25 protein-coding genes are annotated in these 19133 nt (G+C 72.7%); 10 read left to right on the forward strand and 15 right to left on the reverse strand.

Annotated elements, in window-relative coordinates:
- Positions 1 to 36 precede the first annotated feature (36 nt).
- Positions 37 to 861 carry a RecB family exonuclease gene (locus CHC05_RS27550; protein ID WP_089253689.1) on the forward strand — a complete coding sequence of 275 codons (825 nt, stop codon included), beginning with the start codon at positions 37 to 39 and terminating at the stop codon, positions 859 to 861.
- A 29-nt stretch (positions 862 to 890) separates the two neighbouring features.
- On the opposite strand, the gene CHC05_RS27555 is transcribed toward CHC05_RS27550, so the two are convergent.
- The 6 genes from CHC05_RS27555 to CHC05_RS27580 all read right to left on the reverse strand — a co-directional run bounded on the left by CHC05_RS27555 (position 891) and on the right by CHC05_RS27580 (position 5383).
- Positions 891 to 1346, reverse strand: a complete 456-nt coding sequence (locus CHC05_RS27555; protein WP_089253497.1) for a hypothetical protein — start codon at positions 1344 to 1346, stop codon at positions 891 to 893.
- A complete protein-coding gene (locus tag CHC05_RS27560) occupies positions 1346 to 1927 on the reverse strand; it encodes a nucleotidyltransferase family protein (RefSeq protein WP_089253498.1) in 582 nt (193 codons plus the stop codon). The genes CHC05_RS27555 and CHC05_RS27560 overlap by 1 nt, the downstream gene beginning before the upstream one ends.
- Positions 1928 to 1939: 12 nt before the next feature.
- Positions 1940 to 2860, reverse strand: coding sequence for an ornithine cyclodeaminase family protein (locus CHC05_RS27565; RefSeq protein WP_179266410.1), 921 nt, complete (start codon positions 2858 to 2860; stop codon positions 1940 to 1942).
- A 64-nt stretch (positions 2861 to 2924) separates the two neighbouring features.
- Positions 2925 to 3371 (reverse strand): PepSY domain-containing protein, encoded by a 447-nt coding sequence (locus CHC05_RS27570; RefSeq protein WP_179266411.1) that lies wholly within the window; start codon positions 3369 to 3371, stop codon positions 2925 to 2927.
- Between the two features lie 72 nt (positions 3372 to 3443).
- On the reverse strand, positions 3444 to 4694 hold the full coding sequence (locus tag CHC05_RS27575; RefSeq protein WP_089253500.1) for a HAMP domain-containing sensor histidine kinase: 1251 nt from the start codon (positions 4692 to 4694) through the stop codon (positions 3444 to 3446).
- Positions 4691 to 5383 carry a response regulator transcription factor gene (locus tag CHC05_RS27580; protein ID WP_089253501.1) on the reverse strand — a complete coding sequence of 231 codons (693 nt, stop codon included), beginning with the start codon at positions 5381 to 5383 and terminating at the stop codon, positions 4691 to 4693. The genes CHC05_RS27575 and CHC05_RS27580 overlap by 4 nt, the downstream gene beginning before the upstream one ends.
- A gap of 103 nt (positions 5384 to 5486) precedes the next feature.
- Between CHC05_RS27580 and CHC05_RS27585 the strand changes: the two genes are divergently transcribed.
- From CHC05_RS27585 to CHC05_RS27600, 4 genes are all read left to right on the forward strand, one after another.
- Positions 5487 to 5945 carry a hypothetical protein gene (locus CHC05_RS27585; protein WP_089253691.1) on the forward strand — a complete coding sequence of 153 codons (459 nt, stop codon included), beginning with the start codon at positions 5487 to 5489 and terminating at the stop codon, positions 5943 to 5945.
- A 30-nt stretch (positions 5946 to 5975) separates the two neighbouring features.
- A complete protein-coding gene (locus CHC05_RS27590) occupies positions 5976 to 6779 on the forward strand; it encodes a hypothetical protein (RefSeq protein WP_089253502.1) in 804 nt (267 codons plus the stop codon).
- Between the two features lie 10 nt (positions 6780 to 6789).
- Positions 6790 to 7194 (forward strand): CoA-binding protein, encoded by a 405-nt coding sequence (locus CHC05_RS27595; RefSeq protein WP_089253503.1) that lies wholly within the window; start codon positions 6790 to 6792, stop codon positions 7192 to 7194.
- A gap of 115 nt (positions 7195 to 7309) precedes the next feature.
- Entirely contained in the window at positions 7310 to 8188 is an 879-nt protein-coding gene (locus CHC05_RS27600; protein ID WP_089253504.1) for a GNAT family N-acetyltransferase, read from the forward strand.
- On the opposite strand, the gene CHC05_RS27605 is transcribed toward CHC05_RS27600, so the two are convergent.
- The 3 genes from CHC05_RS27605 to CHC05_RS27615 all read right to left on the reverse strand — a co-directional run bounded on the left by CHC05_RS27605 (position 8156) and on the right by CHC05_RS27615 (position 10430).
- A complete protein-coding gene (locus CHC05_RS27605) occupies positions 8156 to 8476 on the reverse strand; it encodes an MFS transporter (RefSeq protein WP_089253505.1) in 321 nt (106 codons plus the stop codon). The genes CHC05_RS27600 and CHC05_RS27605 overlap by 33 nt on opposite strands.
- Positions 8443 to 9108, reverse strand: coding sequence for an MFS transporter (locus tag CHC05_RS27610; RefSeq protein ID WP_089253506.1), 666 nt, complete (start codon positions 9106 to 9108; stop codon positions 8443 to 8445). Before CHC05_RS27610 ends, CHC05_RS27605 begins: the two co-directional genes overlap by 34 nt.
- A gap of 125 nt (positions 9109 to 9233) precedes the next feature.
- Entirely contained in the window at positions 9234 to 10430 is a 1197-nt protein-coding gene (locus tag CHC05_RS27615) for an acyl-CoA dehydrogenase family protein (protein ID WP_089253692.1), read from the reverse strand.
- Between the two features lie 63 nt (positions 10431 to 10493).
- Here CHC05_RS27615 and CHC05_RS27620 point away from each other — a divergent pair, with 63 nt between their 5' ends.
- The gene (locus CHC05_RS27620; protein WP_089253507.1) at positions 10494 to 10958 is read left to right on the forward strand and encodes a DUF4190 domain-containing protein; all 465 of its coding nucleotides are present in this window, start codon (positions 10494 to 10496) and stop codon (positions 10956 to 10958) included.
- On the opposite strand, the gene CHC05_RS27625 is transcribed toward CHC05_RS27620, so the two are convergent.
- Positions 10955 to 11749, reverse strand: coding sequence for an SDR family NAD(P)-dependent oxidoreductase (locus CHC05_RS27625; RefSeq protein WP_089253508.1), 795 nt, complete (start codon positions 11747 to 11749; stop codon positions 10955 to 10957). The two genes, CHC05_RS27620 and CHC05_RS27625, sit on opposite strands and share 4 nt — an antisense overlap.
- Before the next feature lie 130 nt (positions 11750 to 11879).
- Between CHC05_RS27625 and CHC05_RS27630 the strand changes: the two genes are divergently transcribed.
- Positions 11880 to 12434, forward strand: a complete 555-nt coding sequence (locus tag CHC05_RS27630; RefSeq protein WP_089253509.1) for a DUF4190 domain-containing protein — start codon at positions 11880 to 11882, stop codon at positions 12432 to 12434.
- On the opposite strand, the gene CHC05_RS27635 is transcribed toward CHC05_RS27630, so the two are convergent.
- On the reverse strand, positions 12415 to 13371 hold the full coding sequence (locus tag CHC05_RS27635) for an HpcH/HpaI aldolase/citrate lyase family protein (RefSeq protein ID WP_089253510.1): 957 nt from the start codon (positions 13369 to 13371) through the stop codon (positions 12415 to 12417). The two genes, CHC05_RS27630 and CHC05_RS27635, sit on opposite strands and share 20 nt — an antisense overlap.
- An 86-nt stretch (positions 13372 to 13457) precedes the next feature.
- Between CHC05_RS27635 and CHC05_RS27640 the strand changes: the two genes are divergently transcribed.
- Positions 13458 to 14273, forward strand: a complete 816-nt coding sequence (locus tag CHC05_RS27640; protein WP_089253511.1) for an SDR family NAD(P)-dependent oxidoreductase — start codon at positions 13458 to 13460, stop codon at positions 14271 to 14273.
- On the opposite strand, the gene CHC05_RS27645 is transcribed toward CHC05_RS27640, so the two are convergent.
- Positions 14274 to 15170 carry a DMT family transporter gene (locus tag CHC05_RS27645; RefSeq protein WP_089253693.1) on the reverse strand — a complete coding sequence of 299 codons (897 nt, stop codon included), beginning with the start codon at positions 15168 to 15170 and terminating at the stop codon, positions 14274 to 14276. It lies immediately after the preceding gene.
- Positions 15171 to 15345: 175 nt separating this feature from the next.
- Here CHC05_RS27645 and CHC05_RS27650 point away from each other — a divergent pair, with 175 nt between their 5' ends.
- Both CHC05_RS27650 and CHC05_RS27655 read left to right on the forward strand, forming a co-directional pair.
- Positions 15346 to 16056: an HAD family hydrolase gene (locus tag CHC05_RS27650; RefSeq protein ID WP_089253694.1), complete on the forward strand. Its 711-nt coding sequence runs from the start codon at positions 15346 to 15348 to the stop codon at positions 16054 to 16056.
- Between the two features lie 5 nt (positions 16057 to 16061).
- Positions 16062 to 16556: a hypothetical protein gene (locus CHC05_RS27655; protein WP_089253512.1), complete on the forward strand. Its 495-nt coding sequence runs from the start codon at positions 16062 to 16064 to the stop codon at positions 16554 to 16556.
- On the opposite strand, the gene CHC05_RS27660 is transcribed toward CHC05_RS27655, so the two are convergent.
- Genes CHC05_RS27660 through CHC05_RS27670 form a run of 3 tightly spaced genes read right to left on the reverse strand, consistent with a single transcriptional unit; the run spans position 16553 to position 19109 of the window.
- Positions 16553 to 17857, reverse strand: a complete 1305-nt coding sequence (locus CHC05_RS27660) for a hypothetical protein (protein ID WP_089253513.1) — start codon at positions 17855 to 17857, stop codon at positions 16553 to 16555. The genes CHC05_RS27655 and CHC05_RS27660 overlap by 4 nt on opposite strands.
- Complete coding sequence (locus CHC05_RS27665) at positions 17854 to 18186, reverse strand: PadR family transcriptional regulator (RefSeq protein WP_089253695.1); 333 nt, start codon at positions 18184 to 18186, stop codon at positions 17854 to 17856. The genes CHC05_RS27660 and CHC05_RS27665 overlap by 4 nt, the downstream gene beginning before the upstream one ends.
- A 47-nt stretch (positions 18187 to 18233) precedes the next feature.
- Positions 18234 to 19109, reverse strand: coding sequence for a PhzF family phenazine biosynthesis protein (locus CHC05_RS27670; protein WP_089253514.1), 876 nt, complete (start codon positions 19107 to 19109; stop codon positions 18234 to 18236).
- Between the last annotated feature and the right edge of the window lie 24 nt (positions 19110 to 19133).

Genomic DNA, 19133 nt, shown 5'->3' on the forward strand with positions numbered 1-19133 from the left:
CCGGCACCGCGCTCCGAGCAGCTCGGCTTCGCCGGCATGCCGGAGCGGCTGTTCGTGTGCACGCCGAGCAAGCTCGGCGCCTACGCCGACTGCCCACGCCGCTACCGCTACTCCTACGTCGACCGCCCGGCGCCGCCCAAGGGCCCGCCGTGGGCACACAACTCGTTGGGCGCGAGCGTCCACACCGCGCTGCGGAGCTGGTTCGCGCTGCCGCCCGAGCGGCGCGTTCGCGAGGCGCTACCCGGGCTGCTCAAGGGCACCTGGGTCCGCGAGGGCTATCGCGACGACGACCAGGAGCGGGCCGTCTACCGGCGGGCCCTCGACTGGCTCGAGAGCTACGTCGCGGGCCTCGACCCCGAATTCGAGCCGCTGGGCGTCGAGCGGGTGGTGGCGGTCAAGACGGCGGTGCTGGCCTTCAACGGCCGGGCCGACCGCATCGACGCCCGCGGCGGCGAGGTGGTCATCGTCGACTACAAGACCGGCCGCACCGGGCTCGACGCCGACGACGCGCGGGGGTCGCAGGCACTGGCGCTCTACGCCTACGCGGCCGAGCGGGTGTTCCGCAAGCCGTGCCGGCGGGTCGAGCTGCACCACCTACCGACGGGCACGGTCGCGGCGCACGACCACACCGAGGCGTCCATCGCCCGCCAGGTCTCCCGCGCCGAAGACACGGCCCGCGACATCATTGAGGCCGAGAAGGCGATCGCCGCGGGCACCGACCCCGACGAGGCCTTCCCGACCACTCCGGGCCCGATGTGCGGCTGGTGCGACTTCAAACGCTCGTGCCCGGTGGGCGCCGAGGTGCCCAACAAAGACCAGTGGGCCGGCATCGACCGCACCCTGACGGCCCCAGGCTCCTGACGCACATCAAAGAACCCGGAGTGGTCCGCTCACTCGCGCAACCAGCCGCAGGTTTCCCGGTGCCGGCCAAGATCGAGCGCGGCGAACTCGTCATGCCAATCGCCGCGCTCGACACCGAGCAGGCGCAGCGCCTGCGAGATCGGGGTGCCCGCAGGCTCGGTCGGTTGGTCTTCGTCGAGAAACAGGGGATCGCCGGCCAGCGTGCCGCCGACCCACACCGCGGCCCGTTGACAGCCGGCGCCGCCGAAGAACTCCGCCTCCACATAGGCGACCGGCGTCTGCGACGAGCAGGCCGTCAGGAGCGGTTCGAGACTGGCTGGCAGCTTCTCGCAGCCCAGCACCGGGCTCCCGCCGAGGGCAACGAAGAGCTCGTCGGTCATCGGCACCAGCGCCATGCCTTGCGGCAACGGCACGACGACCGCGGACCGCGCCATGGTCCTCAGCACCTCGGGGCGGCCGATGACCGCTTCGAGCACGAAAGCCATCAGGCGTCGGCCGGGTCGATCACGCGTACGCCGGGCCAGCGGGTCGTGGGGTTGTGGCGGGTCAGGCGTTCGCGGGAGCGTTCCACCGTGATCGGGCGTGGGTTGCGGCGCCAGACGCCGCCCAGCAGGTCGGTCAGGCCGTGTGGGGCGCAGACCTCCAGCTCGCCGGCGGCGGTCAGGCGGACCGCTACCGCGGTCGCCGTCTCCGGCCACGTGGCGATGGCCTCCGCGGCGCTGCTCAGCGGCGGGATGGGGCCGCCGCCGAAGTGTGCCGGGTACCAGGTGTGCACCGCCGCCTGGTTCGTCGCCTCCCAGGGCACCGCTGGTAGCAGTGCGGTCAGCGCCTCCGTGGCCGTGCGGTCGCGGTCGCGGGTCAGGTCCGTCGGGTCGAAGAACGCCACGTCGACGTCGCGTACGCCGGTGGGGTCGAAGCCCGTGCCGAAGCGCGTGTCCCAGACCAGGTTGCGCACGGCGCCCGCGCCGGTCCAGGCGTCCGGCAGGTTCGACGCGCGCACCGCGGTCAGCACGGCCATCAGCCACGGGCTGGACCGCACCAGCTCGGTCAACTCCGTCTCGGGCATCGGCACAGCATGTCAGCCGAGCAGGTCCACCTGGGTGCCCGCGCCGGCCTGCGCGGCCTGTTGGTAGACGGCCCAGCTCAGCGCGAGGTCCTGCCAGGGCAGCCCGACCGGGCTGTAGACGCTGGTCATCCCCGGCGCGACAGACGGGAGCTCGCCGCGCAGCACCGCACCCAACGTGCCCGCGCACCCGTCGACGCTCAGGCCCGCGCTGCCCAGCGCGCCTCCCGCCAGCGCCAGGTCCACGTCGTCGACGATCAGCCGGCTCGCGGCCAGCAGGTCCGCCGACAGCTCACGCTTGCCCGGCTCGTCCGCGCCGAGGGACGTCAGGTGCTGCCCAGGACGGACGTCCGCACGCCCGAGCAGCGGCTCGCGCGACCAGGTGGCGAGCACCACCACGTCCGCCGCAGCGGCCACCTCGCGCGGCGATGACAGGACCGATGCGGGCAGGGCCGCCGCGCGGGCCGGGTCGAGGTCGGTCGCGACGACGCGGGACCACGGGCGCAGGTGGCGCAGGCCAGCCAGGGTGGTGGCGGCTTGCGCGCCCGCGCCGACGAAGCCGAGCGTGCGCGCGTCCGGCGGGGCCAGCGTGTGTGTGCCCAACGCCGCGGCCAGGCCCGTCCGCCACGCCGTCACGCTGGCCGAGTCGAGCAGGGCGAGCAGTTCGCCGTCGACGAGGGAGTGCAGGCAGACCACGCCGCGCAAGGCCGGCGCGGCGGCGGGGAACTTGGCGTTGACCTTCACCGTGTACGCGGGCACGTCCGGCAGCAGACCCGGCATCAGGCAGGTCGCGGTGCCCGGGCCGGGCAGGTCGGTGCGGACCCGCAACGCCTGCGGCGAAACGACCGGGGCGCGGAACCCGGCGGCCAGCAGGTCCAGCACCGCGCCCGGGTCGACGGCGGAGGCAACGTCACGGCGGCCGAGGAGCAAGGTCACCCGGCCAGTCTGGACCACGAACGCCACCCCCGACCAAGGGAGGCCAGGGGTGGCGAAGGCAAGCTCAGTCGTCGGAACCATGGCCACGACCACCATGGCCGCCACGGTCGCCGCCCTTGTCGTCGTCGCTGTCCAGCTTCACGATCTCACCGGTCGCGCGGTCGACGTAGACGTCGTGCTCGACGCCGGCCCGTACGATCTCCACCTTCCACGTCGCGAAGCCGTGTTCGAACTCGGACTCGATCTCGGTGACCGTGCCGCCACCGACCTTGGCCAGCGCGATCCGGCGTGCCTCGGGGGCACCTAGGTCACCGGCCAGCGGCGGCTTCGTGCTGGTGGCCGAGTCGTCCGGCGTGGGCTCGGAAGTGAACGAGGGTGTCGCGGTCGGCACCGCGCTGCCGAGGCCGGTCAGCGGGCTGGCACCGTCGTCGGCCGCGGCCGCCAGCGCCGTGCCGGTGACGGCGAGCGCCGCCATGCCGGCCAGGGTGACGATCACCGGTGTGCGCTTCATGTCATGACCTCCGTATCGGGGTGATACGGACGAGGTTCGGCCAAGCATGGATAGCGGCGCGCTGCGCGAGCGCTAAGCCCGGGTTAAAGCCAGAGTGACCACCGCGCCCCCACCGGGACCGTCCGAAATGTCCAAAGCGCCACCCGCCGCCCGCCGCGCGATGTCCAGCCCGAGACCGGTCCCTCCCCCAGCGCTCACACCCCGAGAAACCAGAGCGCCGCCCAGACCCGGGCCCTCGTCGGACACCACCAGCACCCCGTCCGCCGACAGCGACACCGCGAAGGGCGTCCCGTCCGGCGTATGCGCGAACACGTTGCCGAGCAGGGCGTCGACCGCCGCCGCGAGCTCGTCGGCGGCCAGCTCGACCAGCACGGGCCCGTCGACCAGCGACAACCGCAACGCCCGACCCGTGTCCTCGGCCAGCACCGACCAGAACTCCACCCGGTCGCGTACGACCTCGACCGCGTCACAGACAGCCGAGCCCGACGGCGAGCTCCGCCATCGGGCCTGGCGGATCAGCCCGGTCACCGCCCGCTCCAACGCGTCGACCCCGGCCGCCACCCGGCCCCGCTCGTCGGGGTCGCGCACGGACTCGACCTCGAGCCGCAACGCGGTCAACGGCGTACGCAACCGGTGCGACAGGTCGGCCACCTGCTCCCGCTCCTCGCGCAGCAGCACCTGGATCCGCTCGGCCAGGTGGTTGAGCGCGCCGGCCACCTCGCGCAGCTCCGGCGGGCCGGCCGGCACCACCGCGCGGGCACCCAGCTCCGCCCGCGCCAGCCGGTGCGACACCTGGGACAGGTCGTCGATCGGGCGCACGAGGCCGCGCGCCAGCCGGTCGGCGACGAGCAGGCCGAGCACGACCAGCAGCAGGCCCAGGGCGGCGAGCACGAGCCAGGCCCGGCCCACTCCGGCATGCAGGTCGGCCCGCGGTACGACCGTGCGGATCACCGCGGTCCCACCGGTCCGGCCGACGCCGATCACGATCTCCCGCCCGCCGTCGAGGGATGCGGTCAGGCTCGTGCCGGTCGCGGCGAGGTCGACGGCCGGCGTACGCGGGACCGCCGCACCGATCGGTGCCCCACCGTCCGGGAGGAACACCGTGACGGGTCGGCCGGAAGCGGTGAGCTGGTCGACGGTCAGCTCGATGGCGGCCCGGTCGGCGGTGCCGACCACCGGCACGATGCCCTGGAGGTCGGCGGTGGCCCGGCCGGTGGCCCGGTCCTCGGCCACTCCGCGCAGCAGCAGCGCGAGCGGCACCAGGAAGGCGATCAGGATCAACGACGTCGTCGCCGCGACCAGCAGGGTGAGCCGCCGTCTCACGACGGCTCGCCCGGTGCCGACAGCCGCACGCCGACGCCCCGGACGGTGTGCAGGTAGCGCGGCGCCGCGGCGGTCTCGCCCAGCTTGCGGCGCAGCCAGGACAGGTGCACGTCGACGGTCTTGTCGGCCCCGCCGTATGGGATCTGCCAGACCTCGGTCATCAGCTCCCGCTTGGTGACCACCTCACCCCGCCGGGTGGCCAGGTGGTGCAGCAGATCGAACTCCCGGGGCGTGAGGTCGATCGGCTCGCCGTCGAGGCGTACCCCGTGCGATCTCGGGTCGATCTCCAGACCGCCCACGACGACGGTCTCGTCGGCCGTGCCGGGCGACCCGACGCGGCGCAGCACCGCCCGCACCCGGGCGTCGAGCTGGGCGGCGGTGAACGGCTTGACCAGGTAGTCGTCGGCGCCCGCGTCGAGCACGCGGACGATCTCGGTCTCGGCGTCCCGGGCCGTCGCGACGATCACCGGCACCCGGCTCACCGCGCGCAGCATCCGCAGCAACTCGGCGCCGTCGACGTCGGGCAGGCCCAGGTCGAGCACCACCAGGTCCGGACGGTCGTCGAGGGCCGCCCGCAGCCCGTCCATCGCGGTGGTCGCGGCCGCGACCGCGTGCCCGCGATCCCGCAACGCCCGCAGCAGGGGCGCACGGATGGCCGGATCGTCCTCGATGAGCAGCAGGCGCGGCACAGCTCGCACCGTATCCCCCCGGTGCCCGGCCGGTCGGCTCGCTTAACCCGCTCTTAGCGTCGCGCGGTGCCGTTCTTAGCGTGCGACCGGGCATAGTCGGGTGGTGTCCCGCCGCAGTCTCGCCGCGCTCGGATGGCTCGCCGCCGTCGTGGTCGCCACACTGGCCGGCATCGGCGCGATCCGGCTGGTCGGCGACAGCCTCACGGGTACGCCCGGCGGCGTCCGCAGCCAGGCGGAAGTGGCGCGCGACCTGGCCGCGGCGGCCGACCGCAGCCCCGCGCCGACCATCGCGCCGCCGGCGTCGCCAACCGAAAGCACCACACCGCCGAGTGACGTCCAACGTAAGACCTTCCAGATCGCGGGCGGCACGGTGGTGGCCCGCTGCGAGAACGGGCTGGTGTCGATCGAGACCTGGTCGGCAGCGCAGGGTTTCGCCCTGCGTGACCTCGACGAAGGCCCGGACGACGAGGCGGAGGCCAAGTTCGAGGGCGCCGGCGGCCGGTCCGAGATCAAGCTGGAGTGCCGGGCCGGTCAGCCGGTCCGGAAGGGACACGACGACTGACGGCCGCCGATCCCCCGGTAGGCTCCGGCCATGCACCAGCGATGGCTGCTCGGCGCCGCGTCCCTGGGAGCGGTGTGGGGTGCCGCCGCGATCGCCTTCGACCTCCCCGTGCTGCTGCTCGACTTCCTGCTGCATCTCGGCCCGACGCTGCTCGGGGTCGGTGCGCTGGTCGCGCTGATCGGCTGGCTTCCCGCCGGGCCGGCCAGCTTCGAGGTCAACGGCGACACGTTCGTGGCGCCGACCAACCGCCGCCGCACGATCGAGACCGCCGCCCTGGTGCTGGTGCTGACCTCGCAGGCGGCGCTCGCGATCGACCGGTTCGCCGACGGCGGTGGCACCTTCGACGCGATCGTCTCGGTCGTGCTCGGCCTGCTCGCCGCGGCGCTGCTGCTCCGCTCGCTGCTGGTGCCGAACACGGTCGAACTGCGCGCGGAAGGGCTGCGGATCCCGGGTCGCCTGCACCGCGTCGACGTGCCGTGGGCCGCGATCCAGCCGGGCACGCCGTGGGCGCCGCAGGTGCGTACGCAGCGGCTCGAGCTGCGCGTGGGCAAGGGATATCTGGTGCGCCCGCCGAGCGAGCGCCGCCAGCGCCTCGACGTGCCGATCGACGTGCTGGACATCCACCCGTGGTTCCTGGCCGACGCGATCCGCTACTACGTCGCCCATCCCGAGCACCGCGAGTCGATCGGCCGCCCGGCCGAGCTCGAACGGCTGTCGCGGCGGCTCCGCGACGGTGGCGCGCCGCCCGCGCTGCCGGCCGGCCCGACCGTCAGCGTCGTGCGGCAGGCCGAGGCGCCGCAGAGTGAACGGACGACCGCCGCGCACCGGAGATAGAGCCAATCGCGTGCGTGATGCTCAGCAACTCCTCGCCGACGCCAAAGTGATCGCGGTCGTCGGTGCCTCGCGCGACCCCGGCAAGGCCGCGCACTCCGTCCCGCTCCAGATGCAGCGCTACGGCTGGCGGATCATCCCCGTCAACCCGTTCGTCAACGAGCTGTTCGGCGAGAAGGTCTACCGCTCGGTGGCCGAGATCCCGTTCCCGGTCGACCTGGTCAACGTCTTCCGCCCGGCCGCCGACGCACCCGACGTGGTGCGCGACGCGATCGCGGCCGGCGCGCCGGCCGTCTGGCTCCAGCTCGACATCGTCTCGCCCGAGGCACGCGAGCTCGCCACGGAGGCCGGCCTCGACTACGTCGAAGACCGCTGCCTGGCCGTCGAGCGCGCGGTCGGCGCCCTCACCCGCATCTAGCGCATTTGCTCTGCTTACATCGGCGCATCACCCGTAGCCGGCCTACCGGTGATGCGTCCGTGGAGGCAGAGCAAATGCGGTCGCGAGGTGGCAGGCGGGGAGCTACCGTCCGAGCATGCTGACGGTGCGGCGGGCCGGGAACGACGACGACTACGCGCTCGTACGCCAGGTGCGGATGGCCGTCATCCCTTACGAGCGGGCGCCCACCGTCGCCGAGATGCGGGCGTCGTTGACCCGCGACTCGCTCGTGCTCGTGGTCGAAGACGACGGCAAGCTGATCGGCAGCGGTTCGGCCGACCACTCCAGCATCTCGGGCGCCGCGGTGGTGACGCCGCGGGTGCTGCCCGAGTTCCGCCGGCAGGGTGTCGGCACCCGGGTGCTGTCCCACCTCTGGGCGCACGCCGTCACGCTGGGCGTCGAGCACGTACTCGCCCACGCCGACGACGAGGGCTCCCGGGCGTTCGCCGAGCGGCACGGCTTCACCGAGGTCGACCGCCAGGTCGAGCAGGTGCGCGCCGTCGGCGCCGAGCCGTCTCCCCCGCCCCGCACCGACGTCGAGGTGGTCACCGTCGCGCAGCGGCCGGACCTGTGGGACCTCGCCTACGAGACGCTCGCCGCACAGGCGTTCGAGGACATGGCGCTGATCGCCCCGATGCACGCGTCCATCGACGAGTGGCGGACGAGCTGGATCGGCGACCCGACAGCGATGTTCCTGGCCGTCGAGGGCGGCGAGCCGGTCGCGCTGGCCGGCCTGATCGCCGACGCGGACAACCCGCACCGGGCCGAGAACGCGCTGACCGTGGTCCGCCGCGACTGGCGCGGTCGGGGCGTGGCGGCCTACCTCAAGCGGATCGCCCTCGCGCACGCCGCCGTCACCGGGATCACCGAGGTCTACACCTGGACCCAGCGGGGCAACGCCGACATGCGGCGGCTCAACGAGCACCTCGGCTACGCGACCCGGCTACAGAGCTTCACCATGCGCCGGCCGGTGTAGCGAGGGTGCCCGTGTCCGCAGCGGCGAGAACGCGGCGATCAGGGCAACAAAGCCCAGGCCAAGACCGAGAACCAGCATCACCGCGGGTACGCCGGCCCGCGCCGCCGCGAACGTGACCAGCGGTGCGCCGAGCGGGCCCGGGAGGTAGTGGACGGTCCAGAACGCCGACGTGACCCGACCGAGCAGGTGGTCCGGGGTGATCTCCTGGCGCAGCGACATCGAGCAGGTGCCGGCCACGCCCTGGCAGAACAGGATCAGCGCGACCAGGCCGGCCAGGACCGGCACCACCGTCGCGCTTCCGGCGGCGGCCAGGGCGACCGCGTCAGGGCGTACGCGCCGATCCAACAGGCACCGAAGCCGAGCCGGCGGCGGAGCACGGCGACCACCGTCCCGGCCACGACCGTGCCCGCCGCGCCGACCGCGAAGACCACGCCGACCGCGCCGGTGCCCTGGCCGAGGTCCGCCCGCAGCCGATAGACAAGCAGGTCGTCCATCGTGTACGTGAGGAGGATGACGCCGCACAGCAACAGCGTGATCGTGCGCAGCACCGGGTGCCCCCAGAGGAACCGCAGGCCGGTGACGAAGCCGCGGATCGGCGACTCCCGCGACGGCGCGCTCTCCCGGGGCCGCAGCCGCACGAACGACATCGCGATCGCCGACAGCCCGAAGCTGACCGCGTCGATCCCGATCACCCACGCCGGGTCGAGCACCGCGAACAGCGCGCCGGCGATCGCCGGGCCGGTGATGCCCGCGACCGCGAACGAGGCCGAGAGCAGGCCGTTGGCCTGGGTGATCTGCTCCTTGCCGACCAACGCCGGCACCGCGGTGATGTAGCCGACCTGGTAGAGCATCCCGGCCGCGGCGCCGAGCGGCATCGCGACGTAGAGCACCCAGACGTGCGGCTCGACCAGCCAAACCAGCGGCCAGGCCGTAGAGCCACCACCGGCACCGCGAGGGTGGTCAGCGAGTCACCGGCGACCGAGACGGTCTGCAGGACCCAGAAGAGCAGGAAGTTCCGGTCCTGGCGTAACGACACGCGCCGAGCCTAGATGCGGTACTCCTTCAGCAGGCCCCGCGAGATGATCGTTTTTTGGATCTCCGACGTGCCCTCGCCGATGAGCAGGAACGGCGCCTCGCGCATCAGGCGCTCGATCTCGTATTCGGCGGAGTAGCCGTAGCCGCCGTGGATCCGGAACGCCTCCTGCACCACCTCGGCGCAGTATTCCGAGGCGAGCAGCTTGGCCATCCCCGCTTCGACGTCGTTGCGGGCGCCGGCGTCCTTGAGCCGGGCCGCGTTGACCATCAGCGCGTGCGCCGCCTCGATCTTCGTGGCCATCTCGGCGAGCTTGAACGCGATCGCCTGGTGGCCGGCGAGCGGCTCGCCGAACGTGTGGCGTTGCTGCGCGTACGCGATGGCCAGCTCGAACGCCCTGATCGAGATGCCGCACGCGCGCGCGGCCACGTTGACCCGGCCGACCTCGATGCCGTCCATCATCTGGTAGAAGCCGCGGCCGAGCTGGTCGGGGCCGCCGAGCACGGCCGACTCCGGCACCGCGTGCCCGTCGAGGATCATCTCGGTGGTCTCGACGCCCTTGTAACCCATCTTCGCGATCTTCCCGGGAATGGTCAGCCCGGGCGCGGTCTCGCCGAAGCCGGGCTCCTTCTCCAGCAGGAAGCACGTCATGTTGCCGTAGACACTGTCGGCACCGACGTCGGTGCGCACGAGGGTGGCCACCACCGACGAGTAGGCGCCGTTGGTCAGCCACATCTTCTGGCCGTCGAGGACGTACGCGTCGCCGTCGCGCCGGGCTGTCGACCGGATCGCGGCCACGTCCGAGCCGCAGCCGGGTTCCGACATCGAGAACGCGCCGCGCACCTCGCCCGTCGCCATCTTCGGCAGCAGGGTCGCGCGTTGCTCGTCCGAGCCGTGGTGCGCGATCAGGTACGCGACGATGAAGTGGGTGTTGACGATCCCGGAGATCGACATCCAACCCCGGGAAAGCTCCTCGACCACCAGCGCGTACGTGAGCAGCGACTCACCCAGGCCGCCGTGCTCCTCGTCGATGGTCAGTCCGAAAAGGCCCATCTCGCGCATGCCGTCGACGATGTCGGCCGGGTACTCGTCGGCATGCTCGAGCCGTTGCGCGTGCGGAATGATCTCTTTGTCGACGAACTCCCGCACCGTCTCGAGGATCGACGTTTGCACGTCGGTGAGGTTCGGTGTCTGGGCCAGGCGCGCCATGACCCACATCTTCCCTCGTCACGAGGGTGGGCGGGGCGGGAAAGCGTTTAGTAGCGTGCCGGCATGAGTTACCCCCCGCCGCCGAACCAGCCCGACCCCTACCAGCCCGGTCAGCCGTACGACCCGCAGCAGTCCGCGCCGCCGTCGTACGGGCCGCCGCCGGTCTCGGGACAGCCCGACCCGTACGGCCAGTACCCGCCGGCTCAGCCCGCTTACGGCGCCGGCTACCCGCAGCAGCAGCCGTACGGCTACCCCGCCGGCTACCCGCAGCAGCGCCGCACCAGCGTGATGGCGATCCTGGCGTTGGTCCTCGGCATCCTGATCCCGCCGGCGGGCATCGTGCTCGGCCACATCGCCAAGAAGCAGCTGCGCACCTCCGGCGAGGACGGCGCGGGCCTGGCCACCGCCGGCCTGATCATCGGCTACGTGCTGACCGGCCTCTACATCCTCGGCTGCTGCGGCATCATCGGGCTTGGCATGCTGAGCTCTGACGTCAACACCGGCAGCGTCAGCGACACGGGCTACTAGCGGAACTGGGCCTCGCGCACACTGTTGCCGCCGTCGACCACCAGCATCTGGCCGGTGATGTACGACGCGGCCGGTGAGCAGAGGAAGGCGATCGCGGCGGCCACCTCGTCGGGGGTGCCCGGGCGGCCGATCGGTGTGCCGAGACCCTGCTTGATCTCGGTGACCGTGGACGCGGCGGTGTAGATGGTGCCCGGCGCGACCGCGTTGACCGTCACGCCGTCGGCCACCATCTCCATGGCCAGCGCCCGGGTCAGGCCGATCACACCGGCCTTGGCCGCGGCGTAGGCCGCCTCGGTCGGCAACGCGTTGACGGGGCCGGCCGTGGCCGAGAGGTTGACGATGCGGCCCCAGCCGCGTTCGGCCATGCCGGCGATGAACGCCCGGCTGCACAGGAACGCGGTGCTGAGGTTGCGGTCGATCTCGGAGCGCCACTCGTCGAACGTGAGCTGACCGACCGGACGGAGCACCTCCGGGCTGGCCCGGCTCGCCAGGCCGGCGTTGTTGACCAGCACCTCGACGTCGCCGAGCTGCTCGGCGACCGCGTCGGCCAGCGCGCCGACCTCGGCTTCGTCGGTCAGGTCGGCGACGAACCCGGTGGCGCCGAGCTCGGTCGCGCGGTCGTGGATGCGTCGGGTGGTCGACACGATGGCCACCCGGGCGCCGAGCTGACGCAGCCGGCGGGCGGTCGCGTAGCCGATGCCGTCGGGACTGCCGGCCCCCGTGACCAGCGCGACCCGGCCGTCGAGGCGCACCGTGGTCAGCCCGTCGTCGGCCTGCGTGTCGATTCCCATGCGTGAGATCCTGCCCGGTCCGCGCAACACCGGCAACGACACCCCCTGTCGGAGGAGGACACGGGCCGCCGGAGAATGCGTCCGGCCGATACCCTACGGGCGCCAGCCTGGCCCGACCTCGGAGAGCGCGATGACCGACCAGAACCCGAACGCACCCTTCGACCCGACCGTGCCGATGGCGGATCCCACGGTGCCGAGCCAGCCGGTCTACCCGGCCCCGGCTCAGCCGGCCTACCCGCCGGCCGAGCGCTACCCGGCCGCGCCGGCCTACCCCGCGACACCGGGCTACCCGCCCGCGCCCGGCTATCCGGCTCCGGCGGGCTACCCCGGGTCCGAATACGCCGCGCCGGTGAGCGCCTACCCCGGCTACGGCTACCCCGCGGCGCCGAAGACCAACGGCCTCGCGATCGCCGCCCTGGTCTGCTCGCTCGCCGGGCTCGTCACCTGCATCTCGGCCCCGGTCGGCGCGATCCTCGGCCACGTCGCGCGCAAGCAGATCCGCGAGCGCGGCGAGGGCGGCGACGGCATGGCGCTGGCCGGCATCATCGTCGGCTGGATCCTGACCGCGCTGCTGCTGGGCTATCTCGCGTTCATCATCATCATGGTCATCATCGGCGCCAACGAGGGCATGTTCGACGACCCGTACGCGTTGATGGGCGCCTTGTTCAGCTCTCCGGTGGGGTGAACCGGGAGGTCCGGGTCAGCCCGGCGGCCCGGCCCTTGGCCGCGATGACCAGGGCCATCTTGCGCGACGCCTCGTCGATCATCTCGTCGCCGAGCATGACGGCGCCGAGCTTGCCGCCGGCCTCCGACGTCGCGTGCTCGTACGCGTCGAGGATGAGCTCCGCCCGGTCGTAGTCGTCCTGCGCCGGGGCGTAGATCTCGTTGGCCGCGTCGATCTGCCCCGGGTGCAGGACCCACTTGCCGTCGAAGCCGAGCGCGGCGGAGCGCTTGGCCACCTCGCGGAACGCGTCGACGTCGCGGATCTGCAGGAACGGGCCGTCGATCGCCTGCTTGTCGTGCATCCGCGCGGCCATCAGCAGGCGCATCAGGATGTAGTGGTACGGGTCGCCCGGGTAGTCCGGGATGAGCCCACCGACCACCAGCGACCGCATGTTGATCGACGCCATGAAGTCGGCCGGACCGAAGATGATCGTCTCGACCCGGGGCGACGCCGACGCGATCGCGTCCACGTTGACCAGACCGGCGGCGTTCTCGATCTGGGCCTCGATGCCGATGCCGCCGACCGGCAGGCCGACCGCCTTCTCGATCTGGGTAAGCGTGAGATCCAGCCACTCGATGTGCGCCGCCGACTGCACCTTGGGCAGCATCACGCAGTCCAGGTTGGCTCCGGCGCCCTCGACCACCTCGACCACGTCGCGGTAGGTCCACTCGGTGGTCAGGTCGTTGACCCGGACGACCCGGGTTTTGGTGCCCCAGTCGCCCTCGTTGAGCGCCGCGACGACGTTCTTGCGGGCCTCCGGTTTGGCCAGCGGGGCCACCGCGTCCTCGAGATCCAGGAAGACCTGGTCGGCCGGAAGTCCGCGGGCCTTGTCGAGCATCTTCAGACTGGATCCGGGTACGGCCAAACAGGACCGGCGTGGGCGACCCGCAGCAACCATCGACGTGTCCTCACGATCGTTATTGTTAGCTCAGCACTGGCTTAACCAGACGGTAACCTCGCGCGAAGACCGAGGAGAACCAAGCTGTGGAAGAAGTCACCGGCCGAGTCGTAGTGATCACCGGGGCCAGCTCCGGCATCGGCCTGTCCGCCGCCGTCGCCCTGGCCGGGCGCGGTGACCAGGTCGTTCTCGTCGGTCGCGACCCGGCCCGGCTGGCCGCGGCCGCCGCCGAGGTGCGCGACGCCACCGGCACGCTGCCCGCGTCGTTCCGCGCCGACTTCGCCGCTCTCGACGACGTGCGGGAGCTCGCCGGGCAGTTGCGCGCGGCGTACGACCGGATCGACGTGCTGGCCAACAACGCGGGGGCGATCGTGCTGCACCCGGCGACCACCGTGGATGGTCACGAGCTGACCATCCAGGCCAACCACCTGGCCAGCTTCCTGCTCACCGTGCTGCTGCACGACCGGATCGGGCGGATGGTGGTGACGGCGTCGGGAGCACACCGCTGGGGCAACCTCGACCCGCGCGACCTCAACCGGCCACTGGAGCGCTACGTGCCGTTCCGCGCGTACGGCACGAGCAAGCAGGCCAACATCCTGTTCGCCGGCGAGGCGGCCCGGCAGTGGCCCGGGATGATGGCCTTCTCGTTCCACCCTGGCGCCGTGCGCACCCGGTTCTACAACGACAACCGGCTGGTCGCCTGGGGCATGAAGCACTCGCCGCTGCTGCGCAGCCCGGAGAAGGGCGCCGAGACGCTGGTCTACCTGGCCACGGCCGACCCGGCGCGCCTGGTCAACGGCGCCTACTACGTCGACAAGAAGCCACGCCGGGTCGGCCGCAAGGCCACCGACCCGGCCATGGCCGCCGCCTTGTGGAAGGCCAGCGAACAGGCGATCAGCTAGTCAGGGCAGGGTGCCGGCGGTCTCGACCTCGAGGGCGCGAGCCCGGCGGCCGGCGTGCGCGCCGCCCAGCACCACGATCAGGACGCCGACCATCAGCAGGGCGAGCCCGGCCAAGGACTCGGCCGGCGGCACCTGGTCGAGCCAGAGCCAGGCGATCAGGCCGGCGCCCGGCACCTCCAGCAGGATCAGCACGCTGATCGTGGTGGCCGAGACCCGCCGCAGCGCGTAGTTGAACATCGTGTGGCCCAGCAGCTGGGCGCCGGCGACCAGGCCCAGGATGGCCAGCCAGGTCGTGGCCGGGTAGCCGCCCAGCGACTGGCCCGACGCGACGCAGATGACCAGCAGGAGCACCGCGCAGACCGAATAGCAGATGGTCGTGTACGTGGTCGTGCTGAGCGTGACCCGGGCCCGCTCGCCGAACGCGGTGTAGGCCGCCGCCATCATCGCGCCCAGCACGGCCAGCAGGTCGCCCAGCACCGCGCGGGACGAGACGCCGAAGTCGGCGCCGGTAGCCAGCACCGCACCGAGCACCGCGACGCCGATGCCGGCCCAGGTGACCGTGCGGAGCCGGCGGCCCTGGGCGACCGAGATCAGCCCCTGCCAGACCGGCTGGGTGGCGACCAGGGCGGTGGACGCCGCCACGGTGGTGAACCGGATGCTCGGCATCCAGGCCGCGAAGTGGGCCGCGAGGGCTACCCCGGCCAGCACGCAGAACGCGGCTTCGCGGCGGGCCAGGTTGGCGTACTCGGCGCGGCGCGCGAACAGCGAGATCGGGCCGAGCACGCCGACCGCCAGCGCGTTGCGCCAGAACGCGATGGCCAGCGCCGGCGCGGCCGTGGCGAACGCGATCAGCGGGCCCGAGGTGGACACGGCGAGGACCGCGACGACGAGCGCCATGGACGCGGCCGGGTCGAGTGCGGGGCGGGGCACAGTGAACCATCCTCACAAATCACTTACTGCGGCTATCCGACTACTCTCGGTCGATCAGCCGATAGGGTGCGACGGTCAACCGTCGATAGGCTCGCCCGGTCTTGCCAGCTACTGCCCCCAGGTCATGCCATGGAGGCTGATGTTGCCCGCATTACGCGCCGTCGTGTTCGACTTCTTCGGCACTCTCACCCGGTCCGTCCACCGCGGCCCCGAGCACCTCGAGATCGCCCGCATCCTGGGATGCGATCCCCGGGTCATGATCTCGCTGCTGGACGCCACGTACTACCGCCGGGCCAGCGGCGATCTCGGCTCGGCGGAGGACACCCTGCGCTGGATCGCCGTCCGCGCCGGGGCCGACCCGTCCGACGACGCGGTCCGGGCGGCGCTCGACTGTCGCCTGCACGCGCTGCGCCGCGACACGGAACTGCGCGACGAGGCCGTGCCCGTGCTCTGGGCCCTGCGGCTGCGCGGGCTGCGGACGGCGCTGATCAGCGACTGCACCCACGAACTGCCGGTGATGCTGCCGGGCCTCGCGGTCGCACCGCTGCTCGACGCCGCGGTGTTCTCCGTCGAGGAGGGGGTCTGCAAGCCCGACCCGAGCATCTACCTGGCGGCCTGCCAGCAGCTCCACGTGGCGCCCGCCGAATGCCTGTACGTCGGTGACGGCGGCAGCCACGAGCTGACCGGCGCCGCCGAGGTCGGCATGACCGCGATCCGGCTGGCCGCCCCCGACCTGGCCGACCACCTGGTCTTCGCGGCCGACCGCGACTGGTCCGGCCGGTCGGTCACCCACCTCGTCGGCGTCCTCGACGAGGTGGACCGTGGCGCACCCGCCGCCCTCCCGGCAGGATGAGAGCCATGACGGACGCCGTGGTGGAAGAGGCGATCAAGAAAGCGGCCATTGCCTGGGTGTCCGTCGACGGCGGCCCGGCACGCGGCCTGTGGTGCGTGCCGGTCGACGGTGCTCTCTACGTCGTCACCGGCATCGGTGAGCAGCAGCTGGCCGGGCTGGCCGGGGCCGGCACGGCCGAGGTGACGCTGCGCGGCGACCACGGCGGCCGGATCGTCACCTGGACGGCCGACGTGCGCCGCGTGCAGCCGGGCGACGACGAGTGGAACACGGTCGCCCCTCAGGTCGGCGGCAAGCGGCTCAACGCGCCGGGCCCGACCGACAAGCTGATCGAACGCTGGGCGATGGACTGCACGCTGAGCTGCCTGAGCCCGGCGGCGGGCGGGCCTGTGGTGACCCGGCCCGACCTGCCGGACGGCAGCCTCGCCGAGGTGCCCCGTGACACCCCGGCGACCCGGCCCGTCCGCAAGCCGTTCCGCCTGCACAAGGTGCGCAAGCGCTAGTCCCGGAACCACAGTGCGGCGTCGCCGCCGTACGGGGTCAGCAGCAGCGCCGGCAGGACGACGGCGGAGATCGCGGCGGCCAGCAGGACCCGCCAGGCCAGGGGGCTGACCCGGCGCCGGCCGATTCCCAGCAGCGGCATCGAGACGAACAGCAGCAGCGGGGAGAGCACGACGCCGGCGTACGAGAACACCATGACCGCCGCGTACAGGGGCAGTGGCAACACGTCCTTGGGGTCGTGCGCGCCGCTGAGCATGGCGACGCGGTCGGCTCCGGTGGCCACCATGCGCACCGTGAAGCTGACCAGGACGGTCGCGATCGCGGCGCCGAACGCGAGGTGGGCCGCCGTGACGGCACGGACACCCACGCGCACCAGGTCGGTCGGCGGGCGCGGGGGCGCGGCCGCGTCGGCGGGCGGCAGGACCGCCGCGAGCAGCAGGGTCAGCGCCAGGGCGGCCAGACCCATCCCTTCGGGGAGCGTGCCGGTGAACAGGGTCGGACCCGACACGTCGAGTTCGGCGGCGGTGCTGACCGCGACCGCGCCGACGAGCAGCAGGCCCGAGGCGCCGGTCAGCGCGATCAGGAGCTGCCCGGCCGGCGTGCGGGACCGGAACCGCCGCAACGTCCAGGCTCCGGCCAACCAGCCGGCCAGGGCGCCGAGGAGGACGGCGACGATGCCGACGGGCAGGAGCGCGGCGGGCCAGGGGTACCGCGTGTGGAAGGACGCTCCGAGCTCGGGTTCGGCCGGCACACCGCCCGCGACCGTGACGACCAGCGTGCGGCCGTCGCGTTCGAGGGTGAACCGGTGCGCGTCGATCGGGTCCACCGCCCACCCCTCGGCGACTGCCCGGTCACGCACCAGGACGGCCAGGTCGTCGAGGGACTGCGATCGCGTCGCGAAGGTGAGCTCGACCTCGGTCGGGCCACCGAATGTCGTCAACATCCGCTCCTGGTCGCCGACCAGGGGCGCGTCGTGCGGCAGCAGCGCCGCGGAGGCCAGAAACAGCGAGTCCTTGCTGTTCTCGGACGCGGTGGTGAGCCGGATCGCCGCACCGAGCGCGAGGTAGGCCACCGCGGCCGCGCAGAGGAGCGCGACCAGGGCGTAGCCGCGCCCGTGGGGCGGCGCGAACCGCTGGCGCAGGCCACCACGGACCAGGTCCCACACGTCGCCGACCGGCGGCCGAGCGCGGCCGGGTGGAACGGCCTCCAGCAGCGTCGTGACGATCTCGTCGCCCCGGGCCCGCCGGTAGGCGCGCGGGTAGGCCAGCAGCAGCCGCCGGTAGTCGCGTTCGAGCCCGGTCACGATGCCGCGCCGAACGCGAGCCGGGTCGTGCGGCGCAGCCGGGCGGCCGCCAGGGCCGCGTTGGCCCGGAGGCGGTCGACCTCGGCGGACAGCGCCGCCCCGCCGTCGTCGGTCAGCCGGTAGTAGCGGCGCAGCCGGCCGTCGACGGCTTCCTCCCGGTCGACGACCAGCAGCCCTTCCTCGGTGAGCCGGTCGAGTGCGGCGTAGAGCGTGCCCGCGCGCAGCGTGATCCGCCCGCCGGAGAGGTCGTTGACGGCCTGGATCACTCCGTAGCCGTGCAACGGCTGCTCGGCGAGCGCCGTGAGAATGAAGAAGGTCGGTTCCTGCATGGCCATGCGGGGATGCTACCGACCATCGGCATATACCGCCAGCCTGACTATCCGACGAACGGCGGCACCGCCATCTCGCCGCGGGCGATCGGCACCACGCTGCCGGTCACCCGGGCCGTGGTCACGGCGCCGGACGCGGCCGTCACCACACACTCCAGTACGGACGGTCGGTGCAGCTCGAGGCCCTGGTGCACCACGTAGCCGCTCTCGCCGTCGGCCGGCAGCAGGCCGCTGGTGACCAGCCAGACACCGAGGCCGAGGGCGGCCGAGCCGGTCGCCGGGTCCTCGGGCACGGACAGCCCGGGCACGAACACCCGCACGTGCGCGGTGCGGCTCTGCGGATCCCAGGAGAAGACGTCGATGCTGTGTGCCGCCACCCCGTCGGCCGCACCGGTGTCGAGCCGGGCCCGGGCCACGGCGTCCGCGCGTACCGGCAGATAGGGGAACTCCAGACCACAACCGGCGATCCGGGGCGGCCCGGCGGGGTCGAGGTCGTCGGCCGTCAGCCCGACCGCGGCCAGCAGCGGAGCGGGGTCGAGCGGCTCGCCGACCGTGGCGGTGCCGCCGGTCAGCGTCGCGGTCGACCCGGAGACCACGACCGGAAGTAATCCCGCGCCGCACTCCTGGACGACCGCACCCGCGGCGAACATCCCGCGCGCGCTCGCGGTCACCGCGGCGCCGACGCTCGGGTGCCCTGCGAACGGAAGCTCGCTGTTGGGAGTGAAGATCCGCGCGCGATAGGTGGCCGCGGCGCCGGGCGTCGGCGGCAGCACGAACACCGTCTCGGACAGGTTGAACTCGCGGGCCAGCTCCTGCATCTGGCTGCCGGCCAGGTCCTCGGCGCCGAACACCACGGCCAGGGGATTGCCGGTGAACGGCCGGTCGGTGAAGACGTCGACGATCTCGTACGCCACGCTAGACATGCGAGACAGCCTAGGGAATTAGTC

This window comes from Asanoa hainanensis (assembly GCF_900188485.1).
GTDB lineage: Bacteria > Actinomycetota > Actinomycetes > Mycobacteriales > Micromonosporaceae > Asanoa > Asanoa hainanensis.

Excerpts from the sequence above, each read along its gene's own strand:
- CHC05_RS27550 (WP_089253689.1), top strand. The coding sequence starts at position 37 with ATGCCGGAGCGGCTGTTCGTGTGCACGCCGAGCAAGCTCGGCGCCTAC.
- CHC05_RS27555 (WP_089253497.1), bottom strand. The coding sequence starts at position 1,346 with ATGGCTTTCGTGCTCGAAGCGGTCATCGGCCGCCCCGAGGTGCTGAGG.
- CHC05_RS27560 (WP_089253498.1), bottom strand. The coding sequence starts at position 1,927 with ATGCCCGAGACGGAGTTGACCGAGCTGGTGCGGTCCAGCCCGTGGCTG.
- CHC05_RS27570 (WP_179266411.1), bottom strand. The coding sequence starts at position 3,371 with ATGAAGCGCACACCGGTGATCGTCACCCTGGCCGGCATGGCGGCGCTC.
- CHC05_RS27590 (WP_089253502.1), top strand. The coding sequence starts at position 5,976 with ATGCACCAGCGATGGCTGCTCGGCGCCGCGTCCCTGGGAGCGGTGTGG.
- CHC05_RS27600 (WP_089253504.1), top strand. The coding sequence starts at position 7,310 with ATGCTGACGGTGCGGCGGGCCGGGAACGACGACGACTACGCGCTCGTA.
- CHC05_RS27615 (WP_089253692.1), bottom strand. The coding sequence starts at position 10,430 with ATGGCGCGCCTGGCCCAGACACCGAACCTCACCGACGTGCAAACGTCG.
- CHC05_RS27620 (WP_089253507.1), top strand. The coding sequence starts at position 10,494 with ATGAGTTACCCCCCGCCGCCGAACCAGCCCGACCCCTACCAGCCCGGT.
- CHC05_RS27625 (WP_089253508.1), bottom strand. The coding sequence starts at position 11,749 with ATGGGAATCGACACGCAGGCCGACGACGGGCTGACCACGGTGCGCCTC.
- CHC05_RS27630 (WP_089253509.1), top strand. The coding sequence starts at position 11,880 with ATGACCGACCAGAACCCGAACGCACCCTTCGACCCGACCGTGCCGATG.
- CHC05_RS27635 (WP_089253510.1), bottom strand. The coding sequence starts at position 13,371 with ATGGTTGCTGCGGGTCGCCCACGCCGGTCCTGTTTGGCCGTACCCGGA.
- CHC05_RS27645 (WP_089253693.1), bottom strand. The coding sequence starts at position 15,170 with ATGGCGCTCGTCGTCGCGGTCCTCGCCGTGTCCACCTCGGGCCCGCTG.
- CHC05_RS27655 (WP_089253512.1), top strand. The coding sequence starts at position 16,062 with ATGACGGACGCCGTGGTGGAAGAGGCGATCAAGAAAGCGGCCATTGCC.
- CHC05_RS27665 (WP_089253695.1), bottom strand. The coding sequence starts at position 18,186 with ATGCAGGAACCGACCTTCTTCATTCTCACGGCGCTCGCCGAGCAGCCG.
- CHC05_RS27670 (WP_089253514.1), bottom strand. The coding sequence starts at position 19,109 with ATGTCTAGCGTGGCGTACGAGATCGTCGACGTCTTCACCGACCGGCCG.